The organism is Microbispora rosea (assembly GCF_044460045.1).
GTDB lineage: Bacteria > Actinomycetota > Actinomycetes > Streptosporangiales > Streptosporangiaceae > Microbispora > Microbispora rosea.
Map to the genome: position 1 here is coordinate 351,031 of NZ_JBITJO010000002.1, position 15,056 is coordinate 366,086.

13 protein-coding genes are annotated in these 15,056 nt (G+C 70.7%); 3 read left to right on the forward strand and 10 right to left on the reverse strand.

Translation table 11 applies throughout. From position 1 onward, the window contains the following. Window positions 1-8 precede the first annotated feature (8 nt). The 8 genes from ACIBK1_RS09020 to ACIBK1_RS09055 all read right to left on the reverse strand — a co-directional run bounded on the left by ACIBK1_RS09020 (window position 9) and on the right by ACIBK1_RS09055 (window position 6,317). Window positions 9-395 (reverse strand): hypothetical protein, encoded by a 387-nt coding sequence (locus tag ACIBK1_RS09020; protein ID WP_396733586.1) that lies wholly within the window; start codon window positions 393-395, stop codon window positions 9-11. A 245-nt stretch (window positions 396-640) separates the two neighbouring features. Continuing rightward, window positions 641-1,546 (reverse strand): haloalkane dehalogenase, encoded by a 906-nt coding sequence (locus ACIBK1_RS09025; RefSeq protein WP_030505221.1) that lies wholly within the window; start codon window positions 1,544-1,546, stop codon window positions 641-643. 78 nt (window positions 1,547-1,624) lie between these two features. Continuing rightward, complete coding sequence (locus tag ACIBK1_RS09030) at window positions 1,625-2,089, reverse strand: HIT family protein (RefSeq protein WP_331281149.1); 465 nt, start codon at window positions 2,087-2,089, stop codon at window positions 1,625-1,627. Then, window positions 2,086-3,246, reverse strand: a complete 1,161-nt coding sequence (locus ACIBK1_RS09035; protein ID WP_357317256.1) for an acyl-CoA dehydrogenase family protein — start codon at window positions 3,244-3,246, stop codon at window positions 2,086-2,088. Before ACIBK1_RS09035 ends, ACIBK1_RS09030 begins: the two co-directional genes overlap by 4 nt. Then, the gene (locus ACIBK1_RS09040) at window positions 3,246-3,764 is read right to left on the reverse strand and encodes a MaoC family dehydratase (protein ID WP_363531754.1); all 519 of its coding nucleotides are present in this window, start codon (window positions 3,762-3,764) and stop codon (window positions 3,246-3,248) included. The genes ACIBK1_RS09035 and ACIBK1_RS09040 overlap by 1 nt, the downstream gene beginning before the upstream one ends. Window positions 3,765-3,991: 227 nt before the next feature. Then, window positions 3,992-4,996, reverse strand: coding sequence for a YihY/virulence factor BrkB family protein (locus ACIBK1_RS09045; protein WP_051761108.1), 1,005 nt, complete (start codon window positions 4,994-4,996; stop codon window positions 3,992-3,994). Further along, window positions 4,993-5,922, reverse strand: coding sequence for a DUF3618 domain-containing protein (locus ACIBK1_RS09050; protein WP_396733590.1), 930 nt, complete (start codon window positions 5,920-5,922; stop codon window positions 4,993-4,995). Before ACIBK1_RS09050 ends, ACIBK1_RS09045 begins: the two co-directional genes overlap by 4 nt. Continuing rightward, the gene (locus tag ACIBK1_RS09055; RefSeq protein ID WP_030505226.1) at window positions 5,919-6,317 is read right to left on the reverse strand and encodes a phage holin family protein; all 399 of its coding nucleotides are present in this window, start codon (window positions 6,315-6,317) and stop codon (window positions 5,919-5,921) included. Before ACIBK1_RS09055 ends, ACIBK1_RS09050 begins: the two co-directional genes overlap by 4 nt. A gap of 366 nt (window positions 6,318-6,683) precedes the next feature. Here ACIBK1_RS09055 and ACIBK1_RS09060 point away from each other — a divergent pair, with 366 nt between their 5' ends. From ACIBK1_RS09060 to ACIBK1_RS09080, 3 genes are all read left to right on the forward strand, one after another. After that, window positions 6,684-9,170, forward strand: a complete 2,487-nt coding sequence (locus tag ACIBK1_RS09060; protein ID WP_030505227.1) for a glycoside hydrolase family 48 protein — start codon at window positions 6,684-6,686, stop codon at window positions 9,168-9,170. Between the two features lie 152 nt (window positions 9,171-9,322). Further along, on the forward strand, window positions 9,323-11,713 hold the full coding sequence (locus ACIBK1_RS09065) for a glycoside hydrolase family 9 protein (protein WP_449566879.1): 2,391 nt from the start codon (window positions 9,323-9,325) through the stop codon (window positions 11,711-11,713). A 100-nt stretch (window positions 11,714-11,813) separates the two neighbouring features. Further along, window positions 11,814-12,215, forward strand: coding sequence for a cellulose binding domain-containing protein (locus tag ACIBK1_RS09080; RefSeq protein WP_030505229.1), 402 nt, complete (start codon window positions 11,814-11,816; stop codon window positions 12,213-12,215). A 193-nt stretch (window positions 12,216-12,408) separates the two neighbouring features. Here ACIBK1_RS09080 and ACIBK1_RS09085 read toward each other — a convergent pair whose 3' ends face one another. Both ACIBK1_RS09085 and ACIBK1_RS09090 read right to left on the reverse strand, forming a co-directional pair. Beyond that, entirely contained in the window at window positions 12,409-12,672 is a 264-nt protein-coding gene (locus ACIBK1_RS09085) for a hypothetical protein (protein WP_030505230.1), read from the reverse strand. 135 nt (window positions 12,673-12,807) lie between these two features. Further along, on the reverse strand, window positions 12,808-15,045 hold the full coding sequence (locus ACIBK1_RS09090; protein WP_396733595.1) for a bifunctional serine/threonine protein kinase/MFS transporter: 2,238 nt from the start codon (window positions 15,043-15,045) through the stop codon (window positions 12,808-12,810). Between the last annotated feature and the right edge of the window lie 11 nt (window positions 15,046-15,056).

Consider the following 15,056-nt stretch of genomic DNA (forward strand, 5'->3'; position numbering starts at 1 on the left):
GCGCGGTTTCAGCAGTGGACGCAGATCTGAGTGATGTCGTGGTTGGCCGGGTAGTAGTACCACTTGCCGTCGCCGCGGAGATCCTCGTACCAGCCGTCGGTCGAGCCGCGGAGGTACATCACCATCCAGCCCCAGTCGAGGGACCTGACCGCGGCCACACCGTTGATCCGATATCCGAGGTAACCGGTACCGGCGAAGCACGTATGGAATCCACGCGAGTCCACGATGTCGACCTTGCGGCTCGGATTGCTGCAACTCGTGACGACCGGGGCCGCCGTCGCAGCGGCCATCGCGGGTGAGGCCGTGGCGACGACCGCGGCGGGACCGAGGAGCAACGCTCCGGCAAGTGCGGCCACTCGTACCGTTCTCGGCGAAGGGCCTGCGCCGTTCTTCATGTGCTTCCTCCTGCTGCCGATGGACATGGGGCGTGGTTCGGGCCGGCAGCCGGCGAGCGGCGGCCGCGTCAGCCGATCCGGTCACCATTCAGCCGACACGGCGCTTTGATGTCCTGTTGCGCACACCGACACGAATCAAAACCGGCTGTTCGCGCACCAACCGGCGTGCCGGGGCGGGGCGGCAGCAGACCGGGCTCGGGACGGCCGGCGCGTGAGGCCGCGCGGCCGTCCTCCGCTCGCCGGACCTACCGGGCAGCCATCTCACGGACGAAGGCTGCGACGGCCTCGCCCAGCTCGCGCCCCGCGTCCTCCTGCAGGAAGTGACCGGCGCCGGCGATGACGGGGTGGTCGAGCCCGGCCGCGCCGCGCATGGACTTCTTCAGGATCGGCGCCATCCCGCCGGTGATGGGGTCGCGGTCGGAGAACGCGACGAGGAACGGCAGGTCGAGGGTGACGAGGGTCTGCCAGGCCGCGCGGTTGGCGGGGGCGGCCGGGTCGTCGGGGGTGATCGGCACCAGGCCCGGCATCGCCCGCGGTCCCGCCTTGAACTCCTCCGAGGGGAACGGCGCGTCGTAGGCCCGCCGTACGGGCTCGGGCAGCTCGGTGACGCACCCCGACTGGATGAACCGGGCGATGTCGAGCACGGGTGCCTTCTCGACGGCCTCCCGGAAGCGGTGCCACACCTCGGGCATCGGGATGTCGCCGGTCGGCAGGCCGGTGTTGGCGGCGACGACCCTGGCGAAGCGGCCGGTGTGCTCGGCGACGAGCCGCAGCCCGATCAGCCCGCCCCAGTCCTGGCCGACCAGCGTCACCCCGCGCAGGTCGAGCGCGTCGAAGGCGAGCGAGCGCACCCACTCCACGTGCCGGGCGTACGTGTGGTCCTCCGGGCGGGACGGCTTGTCCGACCGGCCGAAGCCGACCAGGTCGGGGGCGACGGCCCGGCAGCCCGCCTCGGCCAGCACGGCCATCACGTGCCGGTAGAGGAACGACCAGCTCGGCTCCCCGTGCAGCAGCAGCACCGGCGGTCCGTCCGCCGGGCCCGCCTCGACGTACGCCATCCGGGCGCCGCCGGTCACCTCGGCGTAGCGGGGTTCATAGGGGAAGGCGGGGAGGCCCGCGAAGCGCTCGTCGGGAGTGCGGAGGAAGTCCATGGGGGCACCTTTACGTTGTAGATTCGGAGCGGGCGTGGTCGGGGGGCGGGGTGGCTTTCCCGCTCGTCTCCGGCGTCGTCAGGGCGGTCCGGGTGCCGTTTCACCGGGGCCGTCCCCGGCAGGCTCGTCCAGTGCGGCGCGGATGCGGGCGGCGTAGTCCTCGATCTCGGCGTCGCCGTCGTACTTGACCCGGGGCCAGAAGAAGCCGCGCAGGCCGTCCTTGCGGTTGCGCGGCACGACGTGGACGTGCAGGTGGGGCACGCTCTGGCTGATCCGGTTGTTCATCGCGACGAACGTGCCGGCCGCGCCGGCGCCCGCCTCGACCGCCCGCGCGACCGCCTGGACCCGGGCGAAGAACGGCCCGACCTCCTCCGCCGGAAGGTCCGGCAGGGTCTCGACGTGCCCGCGCGGCACGACGAGCACGTGCCCCTTGAACACCGGCCGGGTGTCGAGGAAGGCCGCCGCGACCTCGTCGTCCAGCACCACGTGGGCGGGCCGCTCCCCCGCCGCGATCTCGCAGAACACGCAGCCGTCCACGGTCACCAGCCGACCGTGGCGTCGCCCTCGACGAGGGCCCTGGCGATGATCAGCCGCTGCACGTCGTTGGTGCCCTCCCCGATCGCCATGAGCGGCGCGTCCCGATAGAGACGCTCGACCACGAACTCCTGCGAGTAGCCGTAGCCGCCGTGGACACGCATCGCCTCCAGGGTCGCCCTGAGCGCCACCTCGGAGGCGAAGTACTTCGCCATCGCGGCCTCGCTGCGCACCGGTCCCGCCTCCGAGCGCACGGCGGCCCAGTACGTCATGAGCCTGGCCGCCTGGATCTCGGTCGCCATGTCGGCCAGCTTGAGCTGGATCGCCTGGAAATCGGCGATGGGCTGCCCGAACGCGTGCCGTTCGCGGGCGTAGCCCAGCGCCGCGTCGTAGGCGCACTGCGCGACGCCGACCGCGCGGGCGGCGATGTTGAGACGGCCGAGTTCGAGCGCGGAGAGCACCTGCTGCATGCCGCGCCCCTCGGTGCCGCCGAGCAGCCGCGACGCCGGCACGCGCACGCCATCGAGGACGACCTCGCACGTCTCGGTGCCCTTGTAGCCCAGCTTGGGCAGGTCGCGGCTGACGGTCAGGCCCTCGCTGCCGGCGTCCACCAGCAGCACCGACATCCCTCGATGGGCGGGCGTTTCGATCGAGGTCTTCACCAGGACGGGCAGCGGGTCGGCGTGCCGCGCGTTGGTGATCCACGTCTTGGTCCCGGTGACGACGTAGTGGTCGCCGTCGCGGACCGCCCGGGTGGCGATGCCCTGCAGGTCGGTGCCCGCGCCCGGCTCGGTCAGCGCGATCCCGGTGCGGCGGGCGCCGGTGGCCAGGTCGGGCAGGTAGTGGCGGCGCTGCTCGTCCGTGCCGTATCTGGCGATCATCCAGGTCGACAGGGAGTGGGAGCCGAGGATCCCGGCCACGCCCATCCAGCCCCGGGCGATCTCCTCGAAGACGAGGGCGAACGACACCCGGTCGAGGTCGAGCCCGCCGTACTCCTCCGGGACGGTGATGCCGAACAGTCCCAGTTGCGCGAACCGCCGGACGATCTCCTCCGGATAGCGCCCGGCGCGCTCCCACTCGGAGGCGACGGGGACGATCTCCTTGTCCACGAACTCCCGCAGCGTGCGCCGGAACAGCCGCTGCTCCTCGTTCAGCTCGAAGTCCACTACGCCTCCATCGGGCCGGTCTTGGCACGCGGGAAATACCCCTTGTCATGAGGCGCGTCGCGCTTGTAGACCATCACCGCGCGCCGCCACGACATCACCTCGTCCCCGTCCTGGTTCAGGCCCCGCGTGCGGCAGGTGACGATGCCGGCGTACGGCCGGGACCGCGATTCACGCTTGTCCACCACGATCGACTCGGCGTACAGGGTGTCGCCCACGAAGACCGGATGGGTCAGCCGGATCTCGTCCCAGCCGAGGTTCATCATGGCCGTCTGGCTGACGTCGATGACCGACAACCCGAGCACGACCGCCACCGAGAGCCCCGAGTTCACGATGATCTTCCCGACCGGAGCCCGGGCGGCGAAGTGCGCGTTGAAGTGGTTCTGGTTGGTGTTCATCGTCAGCAGCGTGAACCAGGTGTTGTCGGCCTCGCTGATCGTCCGGCCGAGCGGGTGCTGGTAGACGTCGCCGACCACGAAGTCCTCGTAGTAGCGCCCGAGGCGGGCTTCATGGACCGTCACACCAGAAGACTATTCTGGATCAGCTCGGCGCGGGGCGGGGCCGGCCCGCGGACGCCGTTCGCGGACCCGTCCCCCGTGCGTGTGTCCCGCGGCCCTGGTGCGGCCTGGTGCGGCCTGGTGCGGCCTGGTGCGGCGGTCGAGTTCCGGCAAAGCGGCGGCGTTCCGAATTCCTCTTCCCGGATGCACGGCCGCCGCCAGTGGCCCGCGCCGGTCTCAGCACGTCTGTATCAGGGGGCGTCGGCCTCCTGGCGCGCTTCGCGCCGTGTCTCCGGCGCCTCGCTCAGGCCCTCCGCGGGCCCGGGGTTCTTCGGGGGATCGCGGGGGTCGACGTACGGCTCCGCGGGGGACTCGCCTGCGGCGATCCTGCGCCCGCGCTGGAGCTCGGCGTCGAGTTCCGCGCCGCTGAGGATGACGATGTTCGACAGCCACAGCCAGACGAGGAAGACGACCACGGCCGCGAGCGTGCCGTAGGTCTTGTTGTAGGAGCCGAACCGCGCGACGTACAGCCCGAATCCGGCGGACACCACGACCCAGGCCACGACGGCGAGCAGGCTGCCGGGGCTGAGCCACCGCACGCCGGGCTGGCGGACGTTGGGCGCGGCGTAGTAGAGCAGGGTGATCATGCCCCCCGCGAGCAGCACGAGGACCGGCCACTTCACGATGCTCCAGACGGTGACCGCGGCGGGCCCGACACCGAGCAGGTTCCCCGCGATCTCGGCGAGGCGGCCGGTGAAGGTGACGGCCAGCACGGAGGCCGCCATCAGGATGACCAGCAGGAGTGTCAGCCCCACCCGGAGCGGGGTCACCTTCCAGAACGGACGGCCCTCGCGGATGTCGAAGATCGCGTTGCTCGCCCGGATGAACGCCCCGATGTAGCCGGAGGCCGCCCACAGCGCGAACAGCAGGCCCGTGATCGCGAAGACGCCGGCGGTGCCCTGGTGCTGCTGGACGTTGGCGAGGCCGGTCTGCAGCATCTGCTGGACCGGCCCCGGCGTCAGCGACTTGATGTTCCCGAGCAGCGGGCCGGTGGCGCTCTGCCCCAGCAGGCCGAGTATCGACACCAGCACGATGAGCCCGGGGAAGATCGAGAGGACGGCGTAGTACGTCAGCGAGGCCGCCCAGTCGGGGACGTTGTCCTCCTTGAACTCCTTGGCCGTGCGCTTGACGACTCCTATCCAGTCGCGGCGCGACAGCCTCTCCAGCGGCCCCCGCTCGTCCTCGGGGTCGGTCATCGGTGCGCGAACCTCCGCATGAACGGGCGACGTGGCTGCGAGAACATCCGGCGGCCGCCGAACACCCGGGACCGGCCGAGCATGCCGAGCATCCCCGTCCCGCCGGGCCTGTTCTTGCGGCCGAACACGCCCATCCCGCGAGCCATGCTCTTGCGGCCGAACATGCTCATGCCGCCGCGCGTCCTCTTCCCGCCGAACGCGCCCTTGCCGCCGAGCGGGCCCATGCCGCCGAACCTGCTCCTGGCGCCGAACATGCGGGAACCGAACGGCCGCGATCCGCCGCGCGTCTTCCCGATCTTGCCGGAGGCGCCGAACATCCCCCTGCCCGTGCGGGCTCCGCCGAAGCCGCGCATCCGTGACGTGCCGGCCTTGCCGGAGACGCCCGGCTTCTGGAACATGCCGGGTATACCGGGCCTCGTCCCGCGGCCCTGGCTCCGGGTGATCCGGCGCAGCAGCAGCAGCGCGGTGCCCGCGGCTCCGGCGGCGGCGATCATGCCGGGACGACGCTTCGCCTCCTCGCCGACCCTGCCCGCGGCTCCGCGCAGCGGCTGCGGCGTGGCCTCGCGCACGCGTCCGGTGACACCGGCCACCCTGGCCCGCGCCGCCGCGGTGGTCGCGTGCACGCGCTCCTGCGCCCGCGCCTTCACGTCGGCCTTGGCGGCCAGCGCCTCGATCGTGTCGCCGAGATGGTCGCGGGTCCGCTCGATCTCCTGGCGGACCTCGGCGATCTCGTCGTGGCCCTTCTTCCCCTCGCCCTCGCCCCTGGTCTCGGTGTCCCGGGCCGCGGCGACGGGCTCGGGTCCGGGCCGCGACTGCCGTACGGCGTTCAGCGACTCCGTCTCGGTGACCGGCTCGGACACGTCCTGATTGTGCACACCCACGGTCCCGGCGCTCGGCCGGGCCGCTCCGGGTTCGGTCTCGGTCATCTGCGCGCACTCTCCTTCATGACGTCGATGTCTGCTTTGAGGCTGCGCATCGCCTCGTCGGGAGTGGGCGGCGTCGCGCGGGACACCTGCTCCTTGCCCACCAGGGCGAGCAGTCCGGCGAGCGCCAGCAGCGCGGCGCCTATGATCAGGGCGCTGGCCCAGGCCGGCAGCACGAGCGCGAGCGCCAGGATCGCCGTGGCCACGAGGGCGCCTCCGCCGTAGAACGCGATGAGACCCGCGGCGCCGAGCAGGCCCGCGCCCATGCCCGCGCGTTTGCCCTTCCGAGTCATCTCCAGCCGCGCCAGCCGCAGCTCGTCGCGGATCAGCCGGGAGACGTCCTCGGACAGCCGGCGCACGAGTTCGCCCGTGGACAGCGACTCCTTCTGGATGGTCATGGCCTGCCTCCCTTCCAGGGTTGGGAAGCGCCTACCCGCAGCCGAGAGCCCTAACCACGGGCCCCGGCGGGGTGAACGGCCAGGCTGTTACACATGAAAGTTTCAGTTATGAATTAGCGCCACATCTGTCAGAGGCGGGCAAAAGGCCAGCAAGGGGCCCCGGCTCACCGTCCGATGGGACGGCCGCGTGAGGCGTCGGCAACCCGTCATTGACATACCGGGGGCCCAATCCACAATCCTGAGGTGGGAGCGCTCCCATCGTATCGGTTCAGATCCACCCTTGCCCGCATCGGTCACGAAATGCGCTACCTGGCGTTTCTCCACCCGATGCTCCCACCCCCAATCCCCTTTGGAGACCCTCCTCAAATGCGAACGAGAGCTCTGAGTACGGGAGCGCTCCCACGATCGCGGAGACGGCTCGCCCTGCTGGCGGCCGCCTCCGTGTCGGGCGGCCTCCTCGTCGGGCTGGCGCAGACCCCTGCGTCCGCCGCCGTGTCCTGCGACGTCCAGTACGCGCTCAACTCCTGGGGTTCCGGATCAGGCGGTTTCACGGCCAGCCTGGACATCAAGAACCTGGGCGACCCGGTCAGCAGTTGGACGCTCCGGTTCAACTTCCCCAACGGGCAGCAGCTGTCGAACGGCTGGTCGGCGAACTGGAGCCAGAGCGGCTCCGCCGTCACGGCCACGAGCATGTCGTGGAACGGGAACCTCGGCACCGGCGCGACGACCAACATCGGGTTCCAGGGAACGTGGTCCGGCAGCAACAACAAGCCCGCCTCGTTCTCCATCAACGGCGTGACCTGTGGGGCGACCGTCAGTCCCTCGCCGAGCCCCTCGCCGAGCCGATCGCCCAGCCCCTCCCCGAGCCCGTCGGCCAGCCCGTCCGCCTCGCCGTCGGCCTCGCCCTCCGCCTCTCCCTCGGCGTCGCCGTCCGCGTCGCCGTCGGCGAGCCCCTCGCCGGGGACCAACCAGTACATCAACAACTTCATGACGATGTACAACAAGATCCACGACCCGGCCAACGGGTACTTCTCACCCCAGGGCGTGCCGTACCACTCGGTCGAGACGCTGCTCGTGGAGGCTCCCGACCAGGGCCACGAGACGACGTCCGAGGCGTTCAGCTACTACCTGTGGCTGGAGGCGATGTACGGCAAGATCACCGGTGACTGGTCGAAGTTCAACACCGCGTGGACGACGATGGAGAAGTACATCATCCCGTCGCACAACGACCAGCCCACCAACGACAAGTACGACGCCAGCAAGCCGGCGACGTACGCGGGTGAGTGGAACGACATCAGCCAGTACCCGTCCAGGCTCGACAGCGGCGTCAGCGTCGGCAGCGACCCGATCGCGGGCGAGCTGAAGTCCGCCTACGGCACCTCCGACATCTACGGCATGCACTGGCTGCTGGACGTCGACAACACCTACGGCTACGGCCGCTGCGGCGACGGCACCACCAAGCCGGCGTACATCAACACCTACCAGCGCGGGCCCGAGGAGTCGGTCTTCGAGACCATCCCGCAGCCGTCGTGCGACACCTTCAAGTTCGGCGGCCCGAACGGGTACCTCGACCTGTTCACGGGTGACGCGTCGTACGCGAAGCAGTGGAAGTACACCAACGCGCCGGACGCCGACGCCCGCGCCGTCCAGGCCGCCTACTGGGCGCTGACCTGGGCGACCGAGCAGAACAAGCAGTCGCAGATCTCCACCTCCGTGGCCAACGCCGCGAAGATGGGCGACTACCTGCGCTACGCGATGTACGACAAGTACTTCAAGCAGGCGGGCTGCACCAGCACCTCCTGCCCGGCGGGCTCCGGCAAGAACTCGTCGAACTACCTGCTGTCCTGGTACTACGCCTGGGGCGGCGCGACCGACACGTCGGCCGGCTGGGCCTGGCGCATCGGCTCCAGCCACAACCACGGCGGCTACCAGAACCCGATGGCGGCCTGGGCGCTGTCGAACGTCAACGCGCTGAAGCCCAAGGGCGCGACCGCGGTCACCGACTGGTCGACCAGCCTCACCCGCCAGCTGCAGTTCTACAAGTGGCTGCAGTCGGCCGAGGGCGCCATCGCCGGTGGCGCGACCAACAGCTGGGAGGGCCACTACGCCTCCCCGCCGTCGGGCCTGCCGAAGTTCTTCGGCATGGCCTATGACTGGGAGCCGGTCTACCACGACCCGCCGTCGAACCAGTGGTTCGGCTTCCAGGCGTGGTCGATGGAGCGCGTGGCGGAGTACTACTACGCCACGGGCAACGCCGACGCCAAGGGCATCCTCGACAAGTGGGTCGCCTGGGCGCTGTCCGGCACCACGGTGAACTCCGACGGCACCTTCCAGATCCCGTCGACGCTGCACTGGACCGGCCAGCCGGACGCCAGCTTCAGCGGCACCGGGATGCCGCCGGCCAACTCCGGCCTGCACGTGACCATCGCCGACTACACCGACGACATCGGCGTGGCCGGTTCGTACGCCAAGACCCTGATGTTCTACGCGGCCAAGTCGGGCAACGCCCAGGCCAAGAGCACCGCGAAGGCGCTGCTCGACGGCATCTGGAAGAACAACCAGGACTCCAAGGGCGTGTCGGTCGCCGAGACCAAGACGGACTACAACCGCCTCGACGACCCGATCTACGTGCCGTCCGGCTGGACCGGCAAGATGCCGAACGGCGACCCGATCAACAGCAACTCGACCTTCATCTCCATCCGGTCCTGGTACAAGAACGACCCGGACTGGCCGAAGGTCCAGTCGTACCTGAACGGTGGATCGGCTCCGGTCTTCCACTACCACCGCTTCTGGGCGCAGACCGATGTGGCCACCGCGCTCGGACAGTACGGCCTGCTCTTCCCCAACGGCTGAGCACGCCCCGTAAGCCGGGGTGCGGTGTCGCCTGACCCTTCACCGCACCCCAAGGACGTGTCCCCGCGGGACACGACCGAGTAAGCCGGGGCGCGGCGGTGCCTGACCCGCCGCCGCGCCCCCGACCCCCCACCTCTGTGAGGCTCATCCCCATGCGGCGTACGTTCCCTGCACTTGCGGCGCTGATCATCTCCACCGCGGTCGTCCCGGCCGCGGTTCCCCAGTCGGCTTCCGCCGCCCCCGGGTTCAACTACGGCGAGGCGCTGCAGAAGTCGCTCTTCTTCTACGAGGCCCAGCAGTCCGGCACACTGCCGTCCACCAACCGCGTCACCTGGCGCGGCGACTCGGCGCTCAACGACGGCAAGGATGTGGGCCTGGACCTGACCGGCGGCTGGTACGACGCCGGCGACCACGTCAAGTTCGGCCTGCCGATGGCGTTCAGCACGACGATGCTCGCGTGGGGCGCGGTGGACTACCGCGACGCCTACGCCTCGTCCGGGCAGCTCACCTACCTGCTCAACAGCCTGCGCTTCGTCAACGACTACTTCATCAAGGCGCACCCCTCCGCCAACGTCCTCTACGGCCAGGTCGGCAGCGGCAACCCCGACCACGCCTGGTGGGGGGCGGCCGAGGTGCTGCCGATGAGCAGGCCCTCATACAAGATCGACTCCTCGTGCGGCGGAGCCGACCTGGCCGGGGAGACGGCGGCCGCGATGGCGGCCTCCTCGATCGTCTTCCGGCCCACCGACCCGTCGTACGCCGACAAGCTTCTCACCCACGCCAAGCAGCTGTACTCGTTCGCCGACACCGTGCGCGGCAAGTACAGCGACTGCATCACCGATGCGGCCAACTTCTACAAGTCCTGGAGCGGCTACAACGACGAGCTGGTGTGGGGCGCCATCTGGCTCTACCGCGCCACCCAGGACTCCTCCTACCTCGCCAAGGCCGAGTCGTACTACGCCAACCTCGGCACCGAGCCGCAGTCGTCCACCAAGTCGTACAAGTGGACGATCGCCTGGGACGACAAGTCGTACGGCTGCTACGCGCTGCTGGCCAAGCTGACAGGCAAGCAGCAGTACGCCGACGACGCGAACCGGTGGCTCGACTTCTGGACGGTCGGCGTCAACGGGCAGAAGGTGAACTACTCCCCCGGCGGCCAGGCGGTGCTCGACTCGTGGGGCTCGCTCCGCTACGCCGCCAACACCGCGTTCGTCGCGCTCTACTACAGCGACGGGCTGACCGACACCACGCGCAAGGCCCGCTACCACGACTTCGCCGTGCGGCAGATCAACTACGCGCTCGGCGACAACCCGCGCAAGTCGTCGTACGAGATCGGCTTCGGGAACAACCCGCCACGCAACCCGCACCACCGCACCGCGCACGGCACCTGGACCAACAACCTGAACGGCGAGCCGGCGCAGAGCCGGCACATCCTCTACGGCGCGCTGGTCGGCGGCCCCAAGTCGGCCGACGACTCCTACACCGACAGCCGCGCCGACTACACGATGAACGAGGTCGCCACCGACTACAACGCCGGCTTCACCAGCGCGCTGGTCCGGCTGTACAAGGAGTACGGCGGCACGCCGCTGGCGAACTTCCCCGTCGCAGAGACCCCCGACGGCCCGGAGATCTACCTCCAGGCCGCGCTCAACGCCACCGGCCAGAACTTCACCGAGATCAAGACGCTGGTCTACAACCACTCGGCCTGGCCCGCCCGCGCGCTGAGCGACGGTTCGTTCCGCTACTACTTCACCCTGGACGGCGACACCACGCCGAGCCAGATCACGCTGACGGCCAACTACAACCAGTGCAAGCCGCCGACCGGGCCCACGCAGTTCTCCGGCAAGGTCTACTACGTCACGATCGACTGCTCCGGCCAGGTCATCGCGCCGCAGGGACAGTCGGAGTCGCGGCGTGAGGTGCAGTTCCGCATCGCCAGCTCCGGTTCGTGGGACCCGTCGAACGACTGGTCGTACACCGGGGTGTCCACCACGCCGTCCACGCCGGTGACGGTGCAGAACATGACGCTGTACTCGGGATCGACCAAGATCTGGGGCAACGCGCCCGGGACCGAGCCGTCCCCGTCGCCCAGCCCCTCGGTCTCTCCGTCCGCGTCCCCCTCCCCGTCGCCCAGCCCGTCGGCCTCGCCGTCGGCGTCCCCGTCCCCGTCCCCGTCGCCTTCTCCGTCGCCCAGCCCGTCCGTCTCGCCGTCGCCGTCGCCCAGCCCGTCGCCGGTGACCGGCAAGGCGTGCACCGCGACGTACAAGGTCATCAACTCGTGGCAGGGCGGCTTCCAGGCGGACGTCACCGTACGCAACTCCGGCGCCTCGGCCGTCTCCGGCTGGACGGTGGCCTGGTCGTTCCCGAGCGGCCAGACCATCTCCCAGCTCTGGAGCGGCACGGTCAGCCAGAGCGGATCGAACGTCACGGTGAAGAACCTGTCCTGGAACGGCAACCTGAGCTCCGGCGCCACCACGAACTTCGGCTTCACCGGCACCGGCTCGGACACCGTCCCGTCGTCCGTGACCTGCACTCCCGCGTAGCCCGCGTTCCCGGGCTCGCCCCAGTCGCCCGCCTTCCCCAGACGGACCCCTCTCTGGGGGAGGCGGGCATCCACGTCAGCGCCGAGAAAGGGAGAGATCAATGATCAGGAAGATGATCGCCGCGGCAGGCCTGGTCCTGGCGACCGCGGGGATCACGGCCGTCCCCGCGGCCGCGGACTCGATCGGCTGCACGGCGAGCTACACGGTCACCAGCGAGTGGCCGGGAACGAGGGACGCCCCCTCGCTCGGGCAGGTCACGGTGACCAACACCGGGTCGTGGGCTCTCAAGGGCTGGCGTGTGTCGTGGCGCTACACCGACGGCAGCGTCATCACCCAGGTGTGGGGTGCCGTCGCCCTCCCGGTGGTCGGCACCGTCGGCTCGTACGCGTTCGGCAACGAGAGCTACAACGGCAACCTGCCGATCGGCGGCTCGACCGTCTTCGGCTTCGCCGCCCGCCTGGGCGGCGGGAAGGCCCCCGACGTGACCTGCACGCCCGCGTAGCCGGCGGGTGCCCGCGAGGGGATCGCGCGGCGCGGGCCTCACGCGAGGACCCGACCTCCGGCCGCCGGGGCGACGACCCCGGAACAGGCCGGTCCGGACACAGACGATCCCCCGGGACACACTCCCGGGGGATCGTCTTTCTGCGTTATATGCGCCAAACGCGACCAGACATATCACTCCGTGTCATGCCGGATCACCACGACTCCGGAGGCAGGTTCACATCGCCCACACGGTCGTAGATGACGGTCTCGTCCGCCAGCCTGACGACCACGACACGGCGGGCCAGTCCCGCTCGCTCCAGCGCCTTCGCCGACTCCACGGCGTTCTTGGCGTAGTGGTAACGGTCACGACTACCGGCGAACGGGCTCTCCCTGTCGCATCTGACCTCGTAGCGGTCATCCGGCCACGGGTGAGGAAGTTCGTCACTTGTGCGGCGCTCGGTAGCGGTCGCGGTCATTGCACACCTCTCTTGTCGCGGAGGGACCTCCGCTCAGAAAGACCCCCCTGCCCCCCCAACGCCTAAGTATTCCTCATATGCAACATATGTTTCACAGCGCCCCCCTTGACAGCGACCTCCCCAATAGGGTTGAGATCACGTGTGCGCCCGGCGGGCGCCGCCCGCCGGCAGCGTCAGGGCGGGGACCACGGTGAGTGCGACGGCCACCAGAATCGCCCAGAACGCCGGGGGAAATCCCGAGCCCGGGTCCGCGATGCCGGGCACGGTGGCCCATCCCAGCACCACGGCGATCAGCGCCGTCCCCACCGCGCCGCCGGCCCGGGCGCCCATGGCGTCGGCCGTCGTCGCCGCCGGGATCCGCGCCTCCGGCAGCGAATGGCAGAGGCTCGCCATCAGGGGCGTGCCGACGAACGCCAGCCCGAGACCGCGGACGAACAGTGCCGCGACCAGCACCGAAGACCCCGTGTGCGCCGAATCGAGCGCGAAGGGGAGCGTGCCGGCCGCGACCAGGGCGAGACCGGCGAGGACCAGCAGGCGGGGGTTGCGCCAGACGCCGGCGAGCCACCGGGCGGGGAGCACCGCGACGAGGGTGCCCACCCCCTGAGCGGCGAACAACCACCCGGCCTGCCGGGGCGACAGGCCGCCGGCGATCTGGAAGTACAGCGGCACCAGGAACGCAGCGGCGAAGAGCGCGAAGTGGTGGAGCAGCGACACGGCGGCCGAGGCGGCGAACGCACGGTCGCGGAACAGGCGCGGGTCCGCCACGCGGAGCTGGGCGGATCGGGCCGCCACCCCCGCGAAGGGCAGGAGCAGGGCCGACAGAATGCTCGTCAGCAGCAGCAGGGGGACGGCGAGGAAGAAGATCCACCGCCAGGACAACGTGTCGACGACCACGCCCGCGACGACGGGCCCGGCGATGGGCCCCGCCTGGACGGCCGCCGCGACCAGGGCCGCCGCCCCGCCGCGCCGCTCGCTGCCGGCGACCTCGGCGACGAGGATGCGGCTCAGCGGGAAGATCATCCCGCCGCCGAGTCCCTGCACCGCCCGGAACGCGACGAGGGCGCCGAACGACCAGGCCAGCCCGCACAGGGCCGAGCCGGCCAGCGACAGGACGAGCGCGATGATCCACACCGCCGACGCGCCGAAGCGCCGGGCCAGCCACCCGGTGACGGGAATGACCATCGTCGCGGCCAGCAGGTAGGCGGTGATCAACCACTGCGCGTCCACGTACGACGCGTGCAACTCCCGAGAGATCATGGGCATGGCGATCCCCATCACGGTGCTGTCCACAAGCACCGTGATCCCGCCCAGCGCCAGCACGGCAGCGACGACCCTCGGCGGCGCGCCGAGCACCGGGGACGCGGGCCGCGCGCCGGCGGCCGGGGGCGTGGCGGACAGCGGGAGCGTGCGCGGCGGAGCGTCGGAGGACCGCTCCCCGTCGTACGGCGGCGGAGTGGCACCGGGACCGGGATCGGCCGCAAGACCGAGACCGGGATCGGCCGCGGGCGGGCCGGCGGCGCGGGCGCCTTCCGCGAGCAGGGTGTCGGCGGGGTGGCCGGCGCCGAGGAGGCGGAGCAGGATGTCCCGGGCGGTGGGGCGGCGGGCGGGGTCCTTGGCCAGACAGGCGGTGATGATCTCGCGCATCGGGCCGGTCAGTCCGCCGTCGAGGGGGCCCAGGTCGGGGTCGGCGTGCAGGATGCGGTTCATGACGGCGGGGATGGAGTCCTGCCCGAAGGGGGTTGCCCCGTTCGCGGCGTAGGCGATCGTGCAGGCCCAGGCGAACACGTCGGCGGCGGGACCGACCGCATGCCCGGCGATCTGCTCGGGCGCCATGTAGGCGGGGGTGCCCACGACGGCGCTGGACACGGTGCCGGTGGCGTCCAGCGCCCGCGCGATCCCGAAATCGATCACTCGCGGCCCGTCGGTCCCCATGATGACGTTGCCGGGCTTGAAATCCCGGTGCACCACCCCCGCCTCGTGGATCGCCGCCAGGGCGGTCACCGTCGCGATCGCGAGCCGCTCCAGCGCACCGCCCGTCACCGGCCCGCCCGAGGCGATCACCTCTCCCAGCGACGGCCCCGAGACGAACTCCGACACGATGTAGGGGCGATCCCCCGCCACGTCGGCGTCCAGCACCCGCGCCGTGCAGAACGCGGCGACCCTGCGCGCGTGATCCAGCTCGGCCGCGAACCGCGCCCGCGCCCGGTCGTCCCCGGCGAAGCGCGCGTGCAGTAGTTTCACCGCCACGGGCTCGCCGGCCGGGGCCAGGCCCTGGTACACGGTCCCCTGGCCGCCCTCACCGAGCAGGCCGACCAGCCGGTAAAGGCCCACCTGCCGCGGATCGTCGGTACGAAGCGCCCGTAATCCCGCCATGTCCCCCTCCC

Excerpts from the sequence above, each read along its gene's own strand:
- ACIBK1_RS09050 (WP_396733590.1), bottom strand. The coding sequence starts at position 5,922 with ATGACCGAGACCGAACCCGGAGCGGCCCGGCCGAGCGCCGGGACCGTG.
- ACIBK1_RS09020 (WP_396733586.1), bottom strand. The coding sequence starts at position 395 with ATGAAGAACGGCGCAGGCCCTTCGCCGAGAACGGTACGAGTGGCCGCA.
- ACIBK1_RS09025 (WP_030505221.1), bottom strand. The coding sequence starts at position 1,546 with ATGGACTTCCTCCGCACTCCCGACGAGCGCTTCGCGGGCCTCCCCGCC.
- ACIBK1_RS09045 (WP_051761108.1), bottom strand. The coding sequence starts at position 4,996 with ATGACCGACCCCGAGGACGAGCGGGGGCCGCTGGAGAGGCTGTCGCGC.
- ACIBK1_RS09055 (WP_030505226.1), bottom strand. The coding sequence starts at position 6,317 with ATGACCATCCAGAAGGAGTCGCTGTCCACGGGCGAACTCGTGCGCCGG.
- ACIBK1_RS09065 (WP_449566879.1), top strand. The coding sequence starts at position 9,323 with ATGCGGCGTACGTTCCCTGCACTTGCGGCGCTGATCATCTCCACCGCG.
- ACIBK1_RS09085 (WP_030505230.1), bottom strand. The coding sequence starts at position 12,672 with ATGACCGCGACCGCTACCGAGCGCCGCACAAGTGACGAACTTCCTCAC.
- ACIBK1_RS09090 (WP_396733595.1), bottom strand. The coding sequence starts at position 15,045 with ATGGCGGGATTACGGGCGCTTCGTACCGACGATCCGCGGCAGGTGGGC.
- ACIBK1_RS09080 (WP_030505229.1), top strand. The coding sequence starts at position 11,814 with ATGATCAGGAAGATGATCGCCGCGGCAGGCCTGGTCCTGGCGACCGCG.
- ACIBK1_RS09060 (WP_030505227.1), top strand. The coding sequence starts at position 6,684 with ATGCGAACGAGAGCTCTGAGTACGGGAGCGCTCCCACGATCGCGGAGA.